At 65.0% G+C, this 18,489-nt stretch carries 17 protein-coding genes and 1 pseudogene; 15 read left to right on the forward strand and 3 right to left on the reverse strand.

Features of this window, described 5'->3' with window-relative positions; all coding sequences use genetic code 11:
- Positions 1-45: 45 nt before the first annotated feature.
- The 14 genes and pseudogenes from NBY65_RS30335 to tnpA all read left to right on the forward strand — a co-directional run bounded on the left by NBY65_RS30335 (position 46) and on the right by tnpA (position 15,573).
- On the forward strand, positions 46-1,392 hold the full coding sequence (locus NBY65_RS30335) for a hypothetical protein (protein WP_162530872.1): 1,347 nt from the start codon (positions 46-48) through the stop codon (positions 1,390-1,392).
- Positions 1,380-3,626, forward strand: coding sequence for a GumC family protein (locus NBY65_RS30340; RefSeq protein ID WP_275266341.1), 2,247 nt, complete (start codon positions 1,380-1,382; stop codon positions 3,624-3,626). The genes NBY65_RS30335 and NBY65_RS30340 overlap by 13 nt, the downstream gene beginning before the upstream one ends.
- Positions 3,627-3,696: 70 nt before the next feature.
- Positions 3,697-5,337 carry a murein biosynthesis integral membrane protein MurJ gene (murJ, locus tag NBY65_RS30345; RefSeq protein WP_162530874.1) on the forward strand — a complete coding sequence of 547 codons (1,641 nt, stop codon included), beginning with the start codon at positions 3,697-3,699 and terminating at the stop codon, positions 5,335-5,337.
- Between the two features lie 83 nt (positions 5,338-5,420).
- Positions 5,421-6,719 (forward strand): glycosyltransferase family 4 protein, encoded by a 1,299-nt coding sequence (locus NBY65_RS30350; protein WP_150045382.1) that lies wholly within the window; start codon positions 5,421-5,423, stop codon positions 6,717-6,719.
- Positions 6,720-6,729: 10 nt separating this feature from the next.
- Positions 6,730-8,046 (forward strand): nucleotide sugar dehydrogenase, encoded by a 1,317-nt coding sequence (locus tag NBY65_RS30355; RefSeq protein ID WP_150045383.1) that lies wholly within the window; start codon positions 6,730-6,732, stop codon positions 8,044-8,046.
- A 38-nt stretch (positions 8,047-8,084) separates the two neighbouring features.
- Positions 8,085-8,570: a hypothetical protein gene (locus NBY65_RS30360; RefSeq protein WP_150045384.1), complete on the forward strand. Its 486-nt coding sequence runs from the start codon at positions 8,085-8,087 to the stop codon at positions 8,568-8,570.
- A gap of 139 nt (positions 8,571-8,709) precedes the next feature.
- Positions 8,710-10,068, forward strand: coding sequence for a right-handed parallel beta-helix repeat-containing protein (locus NBY65_RS30365; RefSeq protein WP_162530875.1), 1,359 nt, complete (start codon positions 8,710-8,712; stop codon positions 10,066-10,068).
- 259 nt (positions 10,069-10,327) lie between these two features.
- Positions 10,328-11,555, forward strand: a pseudogene (locus NBY65_RS30370) (IS256 family transposase).
- 90 nt (positions 11,556-11,645) lie between these two features.
- A complete protein-coding gene (locus NBY65_RS30375; RefSeq protein ID WP_150045386.1) occupies positions 11,646-12,290 on the forward strand; it encodes a hypothetical protein in 645 nt (214 codons plus the stop codon).
- Positions 12,291-12,624: 334 nt separating this feature from the next.
- Positions 12,625-13,788 (forward strand): lipid II:glycine glycyltransferase FemX, encoded by a 1,164-nt coding sequence (locus NBY65_RS30380; protein ID WP_150045387.1) that lies wholly within the window; start codon positions 12,625-12,627, stop codon positions 13,786-13,788.
- A 10-nt stretch (positions 13,789-13,798) separates the two neighbouring features.
- Positions 13,799-14,461 carry a class I SAM-dependent methyltransferase gene (locus NBY65_RS30385; RefSeq protein ID WP_150045388.1) on the forward strand — a complete coding sequence of 221 codons (663 nt, stop codon included), beginning with the start codon at positions 13,799-13,801 and terminating at the stop codon, positions 14,459-14,461.
- 208 nt (positions 14,462-14,669) lie between these two features.
- Positions 14,670-14,897 (forward strand): hypothetical protein, encoded by a 228-nt coding sequence (locus NBY65_RS30390; protein WP_150045389.1) that lies wholly within the window; start codon positions 14,670-14,672, stop codon positions 14,895-14,897.
- A 27-nt stretch (positions 14,898-14,924) separates the two neighbouring features.
- Positions 14,925-15,065, forward strand: a complete 141-nt coding sequence (locus NBY65_RS30395; protein ID WP_162530870.1) for a hypothetical protein — start codon at positions 14,925-14,927, stop codon at positions 15,063-15,065.
- A 70-nt stretch (positions 15,066-15,135) separates the two neighbouring features.
- A complete protein-coding gene (gene tnpA / locus NBY65_RS30400) occupies positions 15,136-15,573 on the forward strand; it encodes an IS66-like element accessory protein TnpA (protein WP_162530876.1) in 438 nt (145 codons plus the stop codon).
- A gap of 258 nt (positions 15,574-15,831) precedes the next feature.
- Here tnpA and NBY65_RS30405 read toward each other — a convergent pair whose 3' ends face one another.
- The gene (locus NBY65_RS30405; RefSeq protein ID WP_203330757.1) at positions 15,832-16,464 is read right to left on the reverse strand and encodes a UPF0149 family protein; all 633 of its coding nucleotides are present in this window, start codon (positions 16,462-16,464) and stop codon (positions 15,832-15,834) included.
- Positions 16,461-16,697, reverse strand: coding sequence for a transposase domain-containing protein (locus NBY65_RS30410; protein WP_348539840.1), 237 nt, complete (start codon positions 16,695-16,697; stop codon positions 16,461-16,463). The genes NBY65_RS30405 and NBY65_RS30410 overlap by 4 nt, the downstream gene beginning before the upstream one ends.
- Positions 16,698-17,014: 317 nt before the next feature.
- Between NBY65_RS30410 and NBY65_RS30415 the strand changes: the two genes are divergently transcribed.
- Entirely contained in the window at positions 17,015-17,440 is a 426-nt protein-coding gene (locus NBY65_RS30415; protein ID WP_150045482.1) for a hypothetical protein, read from the forward strand.
- On the opposite strand, the gene NBY65_RS30420 is transcribed toward NBY65_RS30415, so the two are convergent.
- Entirely contained in the window at positions 17,437-18,420 is a 984-nt protein-coding gene (locus tag NBY65_RS30420) for an IS1595 family transposase (RefSeq protein ID WP_150045481.1), read from the reverse strand. The genes NBY65_RS30415 and NBY65_RS30420 overlap by 4 nt on opposite strands.
- Positions 18,421-18,489: the final 69 nt, after the last annotated feature.

The following is an 18,489-nucleotide window of genomic DNA, read 5'->3' on the forward strand; positions in this document are numbered from 1 at the left end:
TGACGCGCCGTGATGGAAATGGTTTTTCTGGTTGGGATGCTGGGGTTGGCGATCTTCGCCGCCATCCTCGCCCGGCCGCTCTTTGGCGCCTGCCTGTTCCTTTTCGGCAATCCGCTGCTCGTCGGCATTGCTCGAGGCGAGATAGGAACGGTTCTAAGGCCGAATGAAATTCTCCTGCTGTTCATTCTTGGTGCGATATCGCTACGGATCCTGTTGCTGATGGTCTGCGCGCGCTATAAGGCGCCGCGCTTTGACAGTATGGATGCCGCCCTGCTCGCCCTGGTGGCCACGGGGTCGGCACTGCCTTTGGTTTTGCAGCAGATACGAAACATTTCACCAAGCGCAGATGACCTGCTTTATGCAGCTGTGCTAGTTAAATACTATGCCCTGTTCCGGCTGTTCCGCGGCTGCGTGAGGAATGAGGCTGACGTGCTCGTATGTTTGAAGGTGTCCTTCGCCGCTGCGGCGCTGGTGGCGGTGGTCGCCATCCTGCAGGTTGCTCACTTCTTCGGCATCGCAGAATTCTTGCTAGCCTATTACGATTCGCCATTCGAGGGCCATCAGGGAGTCATAACGACCCGGGCGACTTCCACGATTGCCTCCACCTTCGGGTTCGGCGATCTCATGATCATCAACCTTGTCGCGGTGCTCGCGCTGATGCGCCTGCGCAATCGGGTGAACTGGACGCTCGGCAGCGCCGCGGTACTGTTCCTGGTAGGCTGCGTCGTCTCGGGAACGATTTCAGTCTACCTCGGACTGGCCGTCGCTCTGCTTGCCTTCGGCCTGCTCACGCGCAGCCTCCATCGCCTCCTGCCCGCCAGCATCGCCGCAGCCGCCGTTGCCGCCCTCGCCTTCTGGCCGGTCATCGAGAACAGACTTGAGGGCTTCACCCGTCTCTCCGGGATGCCAAGTAGCTGGGAAGGGCGGCAGGCAAATCTCGAGCGCTTGGTCCTCCCCGCGCTGGCCTGGAATGACAAATGGCTGTTCGGTGTGCAGCCCGCACCTCGGATCCCGGCGCCCGAGGCCTGGCGGGAGATGGTCTATATCGAGAGCGGCTATTTGTGGCTGCTGTGGATCGGAGGCGTGCCTTTCCTGCTCGCGTTCTTCGGGTTCACCGCCTTCGCCCTGTACCGGCTTGCGCAGGTCGCACGGCGGCGCACGGATGTGGTCGAGTGCGCCGCCACGGCTGGGTTCTGCTGGGTCGCCGCAATGGCAGTGCTGATGCTCTTCGATCCGCACCTGACAATCCGGGGCGGCGCCGACCTCTTCTTCCCACTGCTGGCCCTCGCCCTGGTCCCCGCGGCTTCCACCCGGCAGTCAGCACCTCACACCATCCTGCCGGAGCGGTTCTGCCAGCCGGGCCTGGAGAAGGATCTCGCATGGAAGCGTTGAACTTGCCACGTCCTGCAGGGCCAATCGTGGAACCGACTGGTGTGACGGCAAGGCCAGCTACGGACGTCATCAGCCTCCTCGCTGTCATAAGCGCGCTACGGCGACACAAACGGCTGATACTCCTGACCATGTTGCTGACCAACCTGCTGGTGGTCGCGGCCGCAGCCGCCCTGGCGGTCCGCCCGCACTACACGGCGACGGCAACGCTGATGATCAACTCGACCCCCCTGCAGGCTGTGGAGGGAGACGGCCTCGTAAGGCCGTCTGCCAGCCAGGCGAATGATTCGACGTGGGTTCCGACGCAGGCAAGCCTCCTGCGCTCGCCTCTGCTCATCGCCCAGGTGATCGGGGCACTGGGCCTGGAGCAGGACCCGGAGATCAGACCGCGTCTCTCCGTCCGTGAGCGGCTGCGGCAGGGTGTGAGTGCCGTCCTGGAGTTCGGCGGCTTTGCCACCTGGTTGCCGCCTCTGCCGAAGCTGGAGCCGCTGTCCGATACGGAGGCGGCCGTGCCAAGATTCCTTGAACGGCTCTCGGTCGGGCAACAGCGCGAGTCACGCCTGATCACAGTGTCCTACCGGTCGACCTCGCCTGCGAAGGCCGCCCGGGTCGCCAATGCCGTTGTGCACCAGTATCTTGACGAACGGGCCAGGGCGAAGCGGGACACCGTGGACCGGACCTATCAATGGACAAGCGAGCGCCTGACGGAGTTGCGCCGTCAGCTTCAGGAATCGGAAGCGGCTGCTACCGATTTCATGGCAACATACGGACTGGGGCGACCGGGCAGCAGCATGCCGGACGCGAACCAGCCGCCCAGCTTACGGCGCGAACTGGCTGCCGCCCGGACCGAGAGGGCGTCCAAGGAGGCGCGCCTCGCGCAGCTAAGGGACCTGCAGGCGCACGGGGAAAGTTACGACTCCCTGCCGGAGGTGGCGGGGTCCGCCATCATCCAGAGCCTCCAGAACCAGGCCAACCAGTTGCAGGCCCAATTGGCGCAGGTCTCCGCTATCTACGGGGATCAGCATCCCTCGGTGCGCGAGGTCGCGGCGCAGAGGGACGCGATCCGCCGACGCATCGCCTCCGAAACGGCGCACATTGTGCGCGGCCTCACCAATGAGGCACAGCGGGCGCGCAACCGGGAACGCGATATGGAGCAGGCGATCCGCACCAGCCTGCAGGAGAATGCGGTGTCGGAGGGTGCGGCGGTGCGTCTGACGGAACTGACGCGCGTGATCGACACCCAGAGCGAGCTCTATCGGTCGCTGCTCGGCCGTCTTGAGGAACTCGGCAAGCAGCGCGCCCTGGCCGGCGCCGACGCCGAACTCGTCGCCGCCGCCATGATCCCGCGCGAACCGGATTTCCCGAAGCTGTGGCTGCTGCTGAGCGGTGGGCTGGCCGGTTCCATGATCCTCGCCTTAGGCCTGGTGGCGTTGGCGGAGCATCTCGACCGGGGTATGCGCGCTTCCCACGATGTGGAACGTGCGTTGGGTCTGCCTACTTTCGCGCTCGTACCGCGGGTGAAGACCGGGCGCCTCGGCCCGCCGCACTGTCATGTCATCGAGCGGCGACCATCCGCCTATGCGGAGGCAATACGTGCCCTGTTGCTCGGCATCCTGCATGCGTCGCGGCAGACAGCCAGAGTCCTGCTTGTGACCTCGGCTTGGCCGGAGGAAGGAAAGACGACCCTCACCGTTAGCCTAGCCGCCATGGCCGCCCGCAGCGGTCGCCGCACGGTAGTCGTGGACCTTGACACGCGACGGCCGGGTGTTGCGCGGGAACTCGGCCTCCGCGTGGAAGCTGGCGTCGCTGAGTATGTGCGCGACCGCCGGCCGCTCGAGGACGTCATCCTCGCCTGCCAGGGCGAGCCGAACCTGCATGTCGTCGCCCTGCGGGAGTCGCTCGAAGATCCCGCTTTGATCCTCGACTCACACCGCCTCAGCGAACTCGTCTCGCATCTTCGGCGCCATTTCGATTTCGTGCTGCTCGACCTGCCCCCCACGCTCGGCGTCACCGACGCGCCGGCGGTCGCATCGCTCGCCGATGCGGCGCTCTTCGTCGTGCGCTGGGGCAGCACCACGGAAAGCGCTGCGTTGAATGGCATTGCACCCCTCGAACGGGCAGGAGCAAACGTTCTCGGTTGCGTCCTGACGCAGGTGGATCTGCGGCGCCATGCGCTCTACGGCTATCACGACGCGGGCCAGTTCTACCGAAACTACAAGAGGTATTTCCGTCAGTGATCACCCTTTGGGATGGATGCCCAAGACCACGTCGCGCAGACTGCGGCCGGCATGCCGGAGCGTTGCGAGCATGAGCGCCTCCGGCATGCGCGAGGCGGTGGCCGGCCGCACGGATGAACTGCGCCATATGGCGACGGATTCCCGCGTTGCAGCGGGAGGGCTGATCCTCAGCCGGATCACGGGCTTCGTGCGCGTCTCCGCCACCGCCGCGGTGCTCGGCCCCACCTATTTTGGGAACCTCTTTCAGGTTTCGGCCGTGCTACCCAACGCCTTCTACGGGATGCTGATTGGCGCGCTGATTTTGGCGCTGCTCGTACCGCCTCTGGTCGGCCGACTGCAGACCGAAGGGGTTGGCAGCGCGCGTCGTTTCGCCAACGCCTCCCTGGGGCTGATCATCGCGATCCTGATGGCCGTCGCCGTTCTCGCACTCGCGTTGGCGCCCTTCGTGCTCGGCATGTTGGCCCCGGCCGACATGGGCAGGCAGTTGGTCGCGCTCGGTCTGCCGTTGCTCCTGATGCTGATGCCGCAGGTCGTCCTTTACATCGTCGCCGGAGTGGGCGCGGCAGTGCAGCAGGCACATGGCCGCTTCGCTCTGTCCTCCGCTGCATCCGCTGCGGAGAACATCGGCGTCGTTGCCGTAATGGCCAGCTGCGCCACCCTGTTCGGCACGGGCACCGAGATCGATGCGGTGACCATGCCGCAACTCGTGCTCCTCGGTGTGGGCACGACGGCCTCGGTCGCCTTGCATGCGGGCCTGCAATGGTGGGGGGCTCATCGCCTGGGTGTTTCGCTGTGGCCCAGCTTCGCTTGGGGGGATCCGGATGTCCGGCGCATGCTTCGGCAGAGCCTCTCCTCCATAGGCTATACCAGCCTCTACTGGGCAGAGTTCCTGCTACTGCTAGCAGTGTCGGCCACCATACCAGGCGGCGTCGCGGCATTCCTCATTGCCCACAGCGTATGCCAACTGCCGATCCAGCTCACGGCGAAGCCACTCAGCTCGGCCCAGCTCCCCCGGCTCGCGGAGTGCTTTCATAAGCACATGCCTGCCGAGTTCTGGACCATCTATGATGGTGGCCTCCGGCTTGCTTTGTTCGTGGTGCTGCCGGCGAGCATGGTCTTGGCCGCAATCCCGGAGACGCTGGCGCATGCCATGGCCTTCGGAGAGATGGCGACGCCCGACGGCGTCGCCCTGATCGGCTGCTGCATCGGCGGCATGGCGCTTGGCACCGCGGGTGAGATGGTGCTGATCGTCGCGACCTCCGCCTCCTATGCGCGCCGCGACACCCGCACCCCGGCCTATGCCATGACACTGCGGCTCGTCGTCATCGTGCTTGCCGCGGCCATCGCTCAATTCGCCTTGTTGGGCACCAAACGTCTTTGGATGGCCGGGGCCGCCATGGCCGCCGCCAACCTGGTCGCTGGTGCCTATTTGCATTGGCAGCTCCGTCGCACATTGCCCGCCGGGAATGCGACACTCCGGCGCGGCCTAGCCCTGGATCTGGGCTTCTCGGTCGCCGCCGCATTGTCCGCGGTCGGCCTGGCGACGTGGCTTGAGGGCATGCCGGGGACGATCCTGGAGCACATGTTGGTCGCGGCCGCGGCGCTTGCCGCCAGCTTGGTCACCTATGTGCTGCCGCAGTTGGCCCGCGGCTCGCAGGAGTTGCTGATCCTCGTGCCGGCCCTGCACCGCGTCGGTCAAGGGCCGTACTGATGTTGGGAAAAGGACCCGTCAGACGCTGGCAGATGCGCGGCGGCAGGCCAGACACGGGCGACGGGATTGGGGAGATGTCAGGGATGAAAGGTGACGCAGGGGCGCAAGGCGTTCCACGCTCGATCCTGCTGATCGTCGAGAATTGCTCCGTACCGTTCGACCGGCGGGTCTGGCAAGAAGCCTGCGCACTGCGCGACGTCGGTTACAGGGTTTCAGTGCTCTCGCCCCGGGATCCTGGCCAGCCGCGCCATGAGGTGCTCGAAGGTATTGAGGTTTATCGGCACCCGGCCCTGCCAGAGGCTTCCGGCGTGGCGGGCTATGTGCTCGAGTACGGCGCGGCGCTGTTCTGGGAGACGCTATTTGCCTGGCGCATCTTCCTCCGCACTCGCTTCGACGCGGTGCATGTGAGCAACCCGCCCGATACACTGTTCCTGGTCGCCGCGCCTTTCAAGCTGCTCTTCGACCGAAGGGTAGTCTTCGACCACCACGATGTCTGTCCCGAGCTCTACGAGGCCAAGTTCGGACGGCAGGGACTCGGCTTCCGTCTCCTGCGGCTTCTGGAGCGCTGGTCCATACGCAGTGCGGATGTGGTGATCTCGACCAACGACTCCTATCGCCGCGTTGCCATCGATCGCGGCGGCAAGGATCCCTCGAGCGTCTTCGTCGTGCGCAACGGACCCGACCTCGACCGACTGCGGCGCGTACCGCCGCAGCCGCATCTGAAGGCGGGCCGGCGTTATCTGGTCGGCTATGTCGGCGTCATCGGCATCCAGGAAGGGCTGCAATACCTTGTGCAGGGGGCGGCGCATCTTGTGCACAACCTCGGCAGAACCGACATCCAGTTTGCCGTGATCGGCAGCGGCTCGAACCAGCCTGCTGTTGTCGAGTTGGCTGCGCGCCTGAAGGTGGGAGAGTTTTTCACCTTCACCGGCCGGATACCCGACGACGCGCTGCTCGCCTACCTCAACACGGCGGATGTTTGCGTCAACCCCGACGAGTGGAACCGCATGAACGACATGTCCACCATGATCAAAGTTATGGAGTACATGGCGCTCGGCAAACCGATCGTGCAGTTTGACATGACGGAGGGACGCGTCTCCGCGGGCGAGTCGGCATTCTACGCCCGACCCAACGATGCGCACGACTTCGCCCTGAAAATCGCCGGGTTACTCGACGACCCCGAGCGGCGCGAGCGAATGGGGTGCCTCGGGAGGCAGCGGATCGAAGATGATCTCGCCTGGATGCACCAGGCGCCTAAGCTTATTGCCGCCTACGAGACGCTTTGGCGCAGCTTGCCGGCACCCAGGACGGAAGCGACCGAAGCGCCGGGGGGCAGCATGAACGCGGCAGCGGCTTGTAGATCGCCTGCCGGGGAACGGTAGGGAGCGCAGCATGCAGATCTCTGTCTTCGGCATGGGCTATGTCGGCGCGGTGACGGCGGCCTGCCTGGCCGACATGGGCCACGAAGTGATCGGCGTAGACGTCAACCGTGACAAGGTCGGCATGATCAATGCCGGCCAGGCGCCGGTGATCGAGCCGGGCCTGCCGGAGCGCATCGCCACCGCTGTCTCGACCGGGCGTCTGCGCGCCACGATGGATCCCGAGGAAGCCGTGTGCAACAGCCAGATGTCTCTCATCTGCGTCGGCACGCCAACGACCGAGACAGACGGCGTTGCGCTCGATGCGCTGCAGAACGTCGTGGACCAGATCGGCACGGCACTGCGGCACAAGACAGCGGTGCATGCGATCGTCATCCGCTCTACCATCCCGCCTGGCACGACCGAGGAGCGCGTCGTACCCATCCTAGAGATGGCCTCTGGCCGACGGATCGGCAAGGAGTTGGAACTCTGCTTCAATCCGGAGTTTCTGCGCGAGGGCAGCGCCCTGCATGACTTCCACCATCCGCCCTTTACGCTGATCGGCGCCAAGGATGTAGATTCTCCGCTGCTGATCGAGGAAATCTACCACTCGATGCCGGCGCCCATTTTCCGGACCGGATTCGGGGTGGCGGAAGCGGTGAAATACGTGTCCAACGCCTTCCATGCCCTGAAGATCACCTTCGCCAACGAGGTAGGCAGTGTCCTCAGGAGTCAGGGAATGGACGGCCGCGAGGTGATGCGCCTCTTCTGCGAGGACCATCAGCTCAATATATCCGCCGCTTATCTCCGTCCTGGCTTCGCCTTCGGCGGCTCCTGCCTGCCGAAGGACAGCCGCGCGCTGATACACCTCGCGCGAACACAGAAGGTGCGGACGCCCCTGCTCGAGCAACTGATCGTCAGCAACGACACGCATATCGAGCGGGCCTTCCAGCTCATCACGGCGCATGGCAGGCGCCGGGTCTGCCTGTTTGGCCTCGCCTTCAAGCCTAATACCGACGACCTCCGCAATTCACCCTTCGTGGTCCTGGCGGAGCGCCTGATCGGGCGGGGCTATCCGGTTCGGATCTTCGACCGCTGCGTCGAACTCTCGAGGCTCATGGGCAACAACAATGAATTTATCAGGCACGAGATTCCGCATCTGGAAACCCTGATGGCTGCATCCCCGGAAGACGCGATGGACGGCATGGAAGTCATCGTGGTGGGACATGCCGGACCGGATGAGGTCGCCGCGATTCTTGCCGGTCATCGTGGCCGGCAAATCGTGGACTTGCAGGGCGTAGACGCCCTGCAGGCGCTCGGACCCGACCGCTACCAGGGGATCTGTTGGTAATGCATTCAGGGAGGGAGGCCTGCAGAGGAGCCAATGCGATGAAGGCCGACCCTCTGCGGGTCTCAGCGGATGCGACCTACCATGGACACATTGCCGAGAAGCACTGGGCCCGGTACCTGACGGCAGTCGAGGAGGATGTCGTCCTGGACGCGCATCGCCAGGTGGCCCGGTCGTCGGCGGTGCTCACTATCGGCGCCGCTGGTGGGCGGTGGTCCATGCTGTTCGCGGCCCGCGGCTGGCAACTGATCTGCGGCAGGCACCTGCAGTTCCGGTTGCAGGGCGAAGTCGGCTTCGATGGGTACAGCACCTGCTACGGGACATGGAGGAGATGGAAGACGCGGCTGCGGCAACGCGGGTTCGAGATCCTGCGCGAGGAGGGCCTGTGTTGGATGCTCTTTTCGCGCGAGAGCGACTTGCCCCTGACCAGCCCGCTTATAGCACTCAAACGTCACCTCGGGCTCTGGCGGCTGCCCAATGTGAATCCCTGGGCCGTCTTCCTCGCGCGTAAGCATGCCGGCGCCTAGCAGACACCCGCAATCTCTCCGCAACGTGGACCGTCGCGGTGCGGACGGGTGCCTGACATCGAGGGGGCCGGGTGAAACGGCATGCGTGCCCCGGCGGCGGGATCGGGCCCGTGTCCCGGCACGCACCGCCATTTCCATAATGGGCAGGCATTTCCTGCGCGTTGCGGCCGCACTGGCCTTGCTCGCCTTCCTGGCGGTTCGTCCCGCGGACGCCCAGGCGCGGCAGTGGCACGTGGACCAAGCAGGTCCTGCGGTCGGCGACGGCACTGCCTGGGCGACGGCCTGGGGGAGCTTCCATGCGATCGACTGGGGTAAGATCGCACCAGGCGACACTGTCTACATTTCGGGCGGCAGCAGCGGGCAGACTTACAAAGAACCGCTGACCGTCGGTGCCAGCGGCAGCGCCGCCGGCGCGATCACCATCACCAAAGGCATTGATCCCGGCCACAACGGCGCAGTCGTAATCGACGGCCAGGGCGTGCAGCCGCTCGGCGTCGAGATCTACGGCCAAAACTACGTAACGGTCAGCCAGCTTGAGGTGCGCAACACCGCGACAGCCGCGTTCAGCGTGAAATCCGTCACTGCCGGCGTCGTGCTTGAGGACAACAGCGCCTATTCCGGTGATACCGGCGACGGGACGTCGCGCGGCTATGACGTGCGGGACTCGGTGGGCCCGAACGCGGTGGTGGTGCGGCGGAACAGCTTCAGCACGCCGGCTTCGACGCAGGCGCAGACTGACGGGATCTGGTCATCGAACAACAACGGGGTGGTGTTTGAGAACAACCGGATCGTTGTCTCCAACAGCGACACCACCGGCCACAGCGACGGCATCCAGTCCTTCCAAGACATCAGCATCACCGTTCGCAACAACTGGTTCGAGCAGGCCAACAACGCACCGATCAACAACCACGGCATTTGGCTGCAGAACGAGCGCTCGGGCGGCGTCATCGAGGTCTACAACAATGTCGTACTCGCGCCCAACCTGATCGCCGATGCCGCCGTCTCGCACGAGCAGCTGTCGGACTGGGGACATATCAGCGTCGTGCAGTTCTGGAACAACACCATTCTGGGTGGCGACCGGGCGCTGCAACTGAACAATGCGCCGCTCGACGATGTGCGCAACAACATTATCTGGACCGAGCACGCTGGCGGCCGCGGCATCGACCTCAAGGGCACGGCGCCGGCAGCCGACCAGATCGATTACAACCTGCTTTACGCCCCGAACGGCTATGCCGGCTATATCGAGGGGATCCACACCTTCTCCTGGTCGCAATGGCAGGCCCGCGGTTACGATGTCCACGGCCTCAGCGCCAACCCGCAATTTATCAACCCCACCGCCAAGGACTTCAGACCCGGGCTCCGCTCGCCCATACTGAACGCGGGCGAGAGACTGCCTGGCATCTCGGTGGGGTTCGGCGATATCGCCGTGCCGCACGGCGCACGCCCGAACCTCGGTGCCTATCAAGAGCAACCTTCCGGTGTGACTGGGAGCCGATAACGGGAACCGGCAGCGGCATCTGCTGTCCACCGCCGCTCTGCAAGTGGAATGGATCAATTCCAGGTGCGTTTGCATACCCAGATCATTCATGCAGCACAACGGCACACCCACACTGGCGCAGGCCGTTCTCCAAGGTGAGTCCGCCATGAAGACTACGATCGGTGCCGTCCGGGATTTGGTTGGAAAGCGGGGTGACGTAGTCTCCGGTTGAGTTGCGCAACCAAAGCCCGGCGTTGGCGCGCCGGGAGGAGACCACGCCATGAAGACGGATAGCATGAAAGCCGCCGAGACGGGGGCGTTGTTTGCCGGGCAGGCCTGGTTCGACCCGCTGGAGGACGCGGGTGCGTGGTCGCATCCGCATTTTCATTGAGGATCTGCTCGAGGAGGAGCTGGCAGCCGCTCTCGGCCGGGGACGCTACGAGCGCGGTGAAGCCAAGGGGCATCGGCACGGCAAGCGGGAGCGGCAGATGCTGGGCTCGTTCGGGCCGGTGACGATCAGCGTGCCGCGGGCCCGGCTGAGCCAGCCCGACGGCACCACCCGGGAATGGCGCAGCGCCGCGCTGCCGCGCTATGCGCGCATGACCCGCCAGGTCGAGGCGCTGATCGCCGGGGCCTACCTGTCTGGCACCAACACGCGGCGGGTCAAGCGGGCGCTGGCGGCCTTGTTCAAGGGGGCGGTCGGCAAAGACGTGGTCAGCCGCACCTGGCGGCAGGTGAAGACGGACTGGGACGCGTGGGGGCGCCGCCCGCTGGCCGAGGAGGATGTCGTGCGCCTGGTGCTGGATGGCACCGTGGTCAAGGTACGGTTGGACCGCAAGGCCACCAGCATCTCGCTGCTGGTGGTGCTGGGCATCCGGCGCGACGAGCAGAAGGTGCTGCTGTCGGTGCGCAACATGGGCGGCGAGAGCGAGGCGGCCTGGCGCGGCGTGCTCGATGACCTGGTCGCGCGCGAGCTGCGCACGCCGGAGTTCCTGATCATCGACGGAGCGGCGGGACTGGAGCGTGCGCTGGCGTCGCTGTGGCCGGACGTGCCAACGCAACGTTGCACTGTTCATAAGCATCGAAATTTGCTGGCGCACGCGCCGGAACATCTGCACGAGGAGATCACAGCCGATTACACCGACATGATCTATGCCAGTACCGCCAAGGAGATCGCGACGCGTCGGCGCGCCTTCCTGCGCAAATGGCGGCTGAAATGCCAGGCCGTTGCCGACAGCCTTGAGGAAGCCGGGGATCGGCTGTTCACGTTCACCCGCCTTCCCGAGAGCCAATGGAAGTCAGCACGCACCACGAACGCTATTGAACGGCTGCACGAGGAGTTCAAGCGCCGCATCAAGACGCAGACGGTGCTGCCCTCAGCGGAAACCGCCGCCATGTTGTTCTGAGCCCTCCTTGCGTCAGGGCAGATCACGATGCGCAAGGTCGATGGATGGAGGACCCTCACAGCAAAGCCGAGCGGCGTGAACATCGTTGACCTCGCCGCATGAGCCGCTAACCTCAAGACGCCGGAGCACGCTCCCGCAAATTCCCACCACCTTCGCGACGGCACCACGATCTTCATCGCAACACTTTGCCTCGTGGTCGTTCCCTCCTTTGCCCACGACCTCACCGTCACCGGCCGGGTCCATGCCTGTGCGGTGACCCAGGATGCGCTCTGTGTCCTGACCGATGAGGGCGAGGGCGTGCGGGTGGCTTATGAAGACGGTCCCAAGGCGTCTCGCGATCCGCGCACCATGCGGCTCGCTGCCTTGGAAGAACAGCGACGGCAGGAGGCGCAGCGGCGCGCCGAGGGACGTGCACGTCGCGAGGCAGAAGAGGCGGCCACCCTCGCTGAGGTGCAGCAGATGCAGCGCGAGCTCGACGCACAGGCCCCGATTCTCAACGCGCCTTGTCAGCGGCTCGAACTCTTCACTCCCGTCAAGCTGATGATCGAGGACATGGACGACCCGCGCGTCAGCCGTTACCATGTCTACAAACTTTACAAGGCCCCCTCCTATCGTTCCACCTTGACGGGCGGTGCGATCGCCGCTCTGAAGGACACGGTCATCGACCCGACGGTCCAGTTCGGGCAGTCCACGGGCCAGTCGACCACGGCGCTCGAGCAGGAGCGCCTCATCTGCCGCGTCACCGTCATCTCGAACCACGGTGAGCAACTGTTCGCCTTCGCCCCGAAGGCCTTCGAAGAGGAAACATTCGTCATCGGCCATTTCACCGGCCACTGACTGCCCGCCGCCACCCAGACAAGTCCACCAAATCGCCGGACTCACCATTCTGTGAGAGCTTGACACATGGAAAATCTATCACTTTCCTGCACCCCTTCTGTGTGGATGGCCATCTCACGCCGACTCTCGACCTCCCCCTCAGCCCCTACCGCTGGGCCCAGGCAAACAGGCTTGCAAACGACGCTTTGGCATTCTCGCCGCCGTAACACTGACGGGAGCAGATCATATCGGGGAAGGCCGGTGGGGCACGTCGGGGCGCTGCCATTTAGACTGTTCTGAGACCGGGACGCTAATTAGTGCCGAGGCATGCGATGAGTCCGCGAGGCATCCAGAGATGATGAACGAGGGAGACGTTCTGCTCCGACACGACGAGGGCAGAGGCGTCCGTGCCGAAAACGGAGCCTTCGCTCTGCAATGCGACGAAGCGCGACCTGACCCCGCCTGGGACGCATTCATTGGAAGCACACCCGGCGGCGACCTGACCCAGACGACAGCATGGGCGACAGCGCGACAGCAGATCGGCGTGAAAGCCTATTGCGTGCAGATGCGCAATGCCCAGGGGCGCCTGATCGGGGGGTGTATAATCCAGGCACGACGCCTCGCGCCGGGCATGTGGGTCGGCATTGTGCCGCGCGGGCCGGTGCTCGCCACCAGCGAACCGGGCGCAGCGCATGCGCTCCTGCAAGCCATACGCAGGGAGGCACGCCAACGTGGCATCGGCGTGCTGGTGGTGCAGCCGCCCGAGGCCGCGGGTCTCGTCGAAGCAAAAATAGTCGCGGAGGGCTACCGCCCCGGATGCCCGAGCATCGCGCCGGAGGCGACACTCCGCCTGGACCTGCGGCGCAGCGACGCGGACCTGCTCGAGGGAATGTCCGCGATGCGACGACGCAATATCAGGAAGGCGTTGCGTACCGGCTTTGCAATTGCCCCTGAAAAGGACGTGGACCTATTCCACCGGCTGCACGTCGCGACCGCTAGGCGCCAGGAGTTCCGGCCCGTCACGCTGCAGGACCTGCATGCACAGGCCGATGCGCTGGGACCGCTGGGGTTGTGCACGGCCCTGATCGCTCGTCAAGGCGGCGAACCGATTGCAGGCCTCTGGCTGACCCGGTTTCGCGGCACGGTCACGTTCAAGCTCGCCGGATGGGACGCAAATGCCGCCGCCCGGACCAACGTCAATGAAGCCTTGCAGTGGCAGGCCATACAGTGGGCGCGCGCGCAAGGGGCGGACACTTACGATTTCGGCGGCTTCGACCGCAGATATGCGGAACGCATACTGCGGCAAGAGCCGCTCGGAGAGAAATTCACCCAAACGCACAGCAATTTTAAGCTGCAATTCGGCGGCCAGTTGATTCTGCTGCCGCGCGCGCGGTTTTCGGCGACATGGCCCGCCGTCCAGCCGCTGCTCGGTCCGATTGGCGAGCACCTGCTTGCGGGCGCCTGGGCAAGACGACTTGCACACCGCATCCGGACCGCCAGCAGCACAGCCGTCCTGTAGGAGAGAGGAAATGCCGATCTTCCGCCGCTTCATCCGGCCAACCTACCTCTACCTGTGCTACCTCGCGTCACGCGTCGAGGATTCCAGGCTGGGCATCACGACGACCGACGAGTCCGTGGCACGCGCCCTCGGCCGGACGACAAGCGATTTCCGCTTGATCAACCGTGCCACCGGATACCTGTCGATGCGGCGGATCCTGCGGCGCCTCAAGGCTGGTTCAGAGGATGTGCTGCTCGATTACGGATGCGGGGCCGGGCGGGTGATCTGCGTCGCAGCGCGCCATGGAGTTCGCCGGGCAATTGGGGTGGACATCGACCCGGCGTTCTGCGCCATCGCCGAGCGGAACGTGGCATCCCTGAAAGGGGTGGCCGTGAGGCCGGAGGTGATCGAGGCGGATGCGGGACAGTTGGCTGTGCCCGACGAGACGACGATCGTGTTCATGTACAATCCGTTCGGAAGCAATACGTTGCGGCAAGCCCTAACGAACATCCAGGAATCCGTCGCGCGGAGGCCTCGTCGCGTTCGCCTCGCTTATGGCAACCCGGTCCATGCGGACCTCGTCGGATCCTTCAGCGGGTTCCGCGAAATCGATCGGCTCTGGATGTCGTGGCGCCCCGGCGAGGCGTGGCTGCGGACACAGACCTTCATCATCTATGCCGTGGATCCGCCCTGAGCGGAGACGATGCCGTGTCATACCGACCTGCTGATGAACTGATTTTTTGATGCAGGGGGTGCGTCAGGGGGGTGATGCTGCTTGCTCCGGTCATGAGGGAGGCCCCGGTGGTAATACCAGCCGCCCAAAGTGTTGACTCTTATGTGAGTTTTTGAATTGGCGTTGGTTTGGTTCACTCTGGTCGTAGGATCGAACGACGGGAGGGGGCATGGGCCGGGCGGTGACGATCACGCGGCGGGAGTTCAATGCGGCTGACCGGTTCTGTTGCAAACTCGGTGAACAGGTCGAGCGCTTCCTTGGACGAACTGAGATTCAGGCGGCGATGTCGAACAAGCTGGCGATGAAGGCAGCCTGGGCCTTCATGTCCCGACCGTCGATCCTGCGAACCTGCCCTTTCCTCATCATGAGACTGTCGGAAATTTCGTGTTCGGGATGACATGATGGGAAGGAAGGAGAATCCCTCATGGCCCGACGCAAGGAGCCGCGCATTCCGGACGCGGTGCTCGACCAACTGCTGGCGGGAACTGACCCGAAGACAGCCTTTGACCCGAAAGGCCTGCTGGACGAGCTGAAGAAGGGTAAGCGCCCGGCCTGCCCCGTGTAGCGGTGTGTAGCGGGACGCCGGTAGCTGCGGCTCCTGGGAGCTCCTTCTGTAGCTCCATAAGGAGGGCGTGGTGGCCGAAGTGGAGATCGTGGCGCGCGTGGAGCGGCGCCGGAAGTGGACGGAGGCCGAGAAGGCGGCGCTACTGGCCGAGGTGGAGGCGGAGGGCGGCCGTGTCTCGGTGGTAGCGCGACGACATCGGGTTTCGGAGAGCGTTCTCTACGCCTGGCGGGCGGCGCGCAAGGCCGTGGCGACGGCGTCCGCGGAAGGAGGCGGGGCGCCGCTTGCGTTCGTGCCGGTTGGGGTTGTCGGTCGAGCCGACGATGGTGGTCCGGCTTTGCTGGCGGCCCCGCAAGCCGCCCGGCCTGACCGGCCTGCGCAGCACGTGGCGCCGGAGCGTGTCGGCATGATCGAAGTGGAGTTGCCGGGGGGTGCGCGTCTGCGGATGGACGCGTTCGTCAACGAGAAGGCGCTGCGCCGGGTGTTGCAAGCGCTCAAGGGGGTGGCGTGATCAGCCTCGCGCCGGGGACCAAGGTGTACTTGGGGTCACGCCATAGGACGGGCCTCGACTTTGGCCATTTCCGGTGGAGCAGAGCTGAGGACCGCCGTAACCATTGCGACTTGATCACCTGGTGCTGTCACGCGCGCGCGGCGAGACTGGCGGGGGTGCGGACGATGATTGGAGACGCAGCAGGTGGCGGAGTGCTGGTGCAGCCGCGCGGCTGCTGAGGTGAGGGTGCGGCGGCTGCGTGCTCCGCACGCCCGGTGGTCAGCGGCCGTAGCGGGTGGGCGCCCAGAATTCGCGCATGGCGACGACGGCGGACGGGATGTTGCGATGGGCGTCGAAGCGGGCCAGCTCGGTCAGTGGTCCCGGGGGCGGGGCCCCCGGGACCCGGCGGCCGTCGGGGTCTGTGCAGTGGGCGAGGATAGGGATCAGCCAGAGATGGGCCTGCCGGCGTGCGGGCAACAGGGGGCGCCAGTATTTCGGATTGAGCTGGATGGCGGCGTGGAAGCCGCGGCACCAGGGCCCGACATCAACCGCACCCGATTCGCTGCGGTCGAACCGCGGCGTGAACTGGTCCGGCGTCTCGCTCAGCGTGGCGGCCAGCGCATTGTGATATTTGGCGACAGCGGCGATGGCGGCGAACTCCGGCGTGTCGCCGTGGCAATACGCGTCCTTGCTGACGCCGAGCAGCGGGCAGATCCAACCGAGCGGTTCATAGGTAACCGGGCCGACGACGATGGCGGTGAGAAAGCCGTCGAGCATGGCCAGGCCGTCGGCGATGGGGGTTCGCGGACGGGGTGTACGGAGCCAGCGGTCGAGTTCGTCGAGCGGCATGGGCGGACGAGCCACGCTGGCTGCGGCCGATGACGGCACTGGCTTGGTCGATCGGCGCGTCATGCTGCTTCCTGCAACGACTGAGGCATGCGGGCGGCCTTCCAGTTCCAGGCCAGCAACTCGTGCAGCTGATGGCTCTTGGTGCGGCCGGAGACGATGCGCGCCAGCACGTCGGTCAACCAGGTCAGCGGATCGACGTCATTCAGCCGGCACGTATTCAGCAGCGACGTCAGGATCGCCCAGGTGCGTCCGCCACGTTCCGATCCGGCGAACAGCGAACTGTGCCTGCTATGCAAATCTCTGCATAGCCGGCACTATGTACAGCCGCGGATTATGCGCAGTCCCGCTTGGCGGGGCTGCACGGAGCAAGCTCTGCTAAGCTCGTTGGCGAGGTGTCCTGCCAAGAGCTCTGCATAGTTCTACCGTCGCCACTTGCGGGCATTCCGCTCGTGGGAGACGGACATGAACGACGAGACTGCGGCGCCGGTCGCCCGGGCCGCGCTGATGAACAGCGTGTTCGCGGTATCATGTAGCAAGCGCCACTGCTGGCCGGTTCGGGTTCTGAGATCGGCCATCTACCCTCGTTCCACTGGAATTCAGGAGGAGGGCGACGGTGGCCGAGCAGCAAGTCATCCGTATATTGCGTGACAAGCGATCCGAGTTGGCCGGGCTGGTGAAAGACCTGGAGCAGCAGCTGGGCGAGCGCCGCGCCGCCTTGACGCACCTGGACGCGACCATGCGGCTGTTCGATCCGGAGATCCGACCCGAGGGGATCGGTCCTCGACCGCGGCGACGTTGCAACGCCTGGTTCCGTCCTGGTGAAAGCCTTCGGCTGATCTACGACGTGTTGCGCGATGCGCCACGGCCAATGACGACACGCGAAATCGGCGAACGAATGATGGATCTGAAAAGCATCCCGGTCAGCGACGACCGCCAGCGCGCGTTGATCCAGAAGACTGTGTTGGCGTCACTGAATCGCGCCAAGGAGACGATCGAGCGGGTCGAGACCGCGGGCGTGGTCGGATGGCGGGTGCGTTAGGCCACATGGGCACGCTGCCAGTAACCGCAGAAGTCCACCGACGGTCGGCAGCGCAAAGCCAGGCGGACCACCCCATGCACCTGCTCGCCGTTACTGACGCGCCTTGCGTCTTCCCGCCAGGCGGCTTCCTGGGCATAGCGGAGGAGATACGGTCCGGCGATGTGGTGGTGGTGCCCCAGCTCGCTGCGGCGCAGGCGGGAGAAGTAGGATTCCGCGCCGTTGGTGCAGGCACCGTCGATGCTGTAGCCTTCCTGATGGTTGATCCGCCGCATCGGAAACCTCGCGTGCAGCTTGTTCCAGGCCGCGCTTTCATCGGCATGCAGCACGGTCGCCTTGGCGATCCGCTGGGGAATGAGCGGCAGTGCGGCATCTTCGGTCGGCACCACCTGCACCAGCGTGGGACCACCGCGTTCGCGCATGACCACGACGACCTGGCGCTTGCCGGACTGGTTTTTGACCAGTCGCCGGTCGACGCGATCGGTCGCCAGGTTCTTCGGCCGGACGTGGCCACCGAAGTAGGCGCCGTCGAGTTCGACCTCACGTCCCGCGCCGCCGATGCGCACCGCTTTCGTGCCGGATGCCATAGCCTCACGCATTTTATGCGCCAGCACGAATGCCGTTTTATATTGGACGTCGAGCTCACGGGAGAGCGCGAGCATGCTCTTGCCTTTGACCTCGTTGCAGAAGGCGACCACGCTGAGCAGGTAGGTGCGCAGCGGCAATTTGTGATGGGCGAACAACGTGCCCGAGGTGATCGAGAAATCGGCGTGGCAAGCTTTACAACGCCAGCGCGGCCGATCCGGTGATCTTGGGCAGGCATAGCAGACCATGCAGCCGCAGCCGGGACAGACCGGCTTGCCATCGGTCTCAGGCCAGCGCAGGCGCAAGAACACGTTCACCACGCCGCTCTCCGACATGCGCATGACCTTCGCCGCGCTGAGTGAGCGTGCCGCTGCGGAAAGCAGGAAATGTTGCGCCATGCCGACCCGTTGCACGAAACTCCGTGCGCCCATCTTGCCAGAGAGGGGCGCCGAGTACAAGCCCGATTT

This window comes from Rhodovastum atsumiense, from assembly GCF_937425535.1.
Lineage (GTDB): Bacteria > Pseudomonadota > Alphaproteobacteria > Acetobacterales > Acetobacteraceae > Rhodovastum > Rhodovastum atsumiense.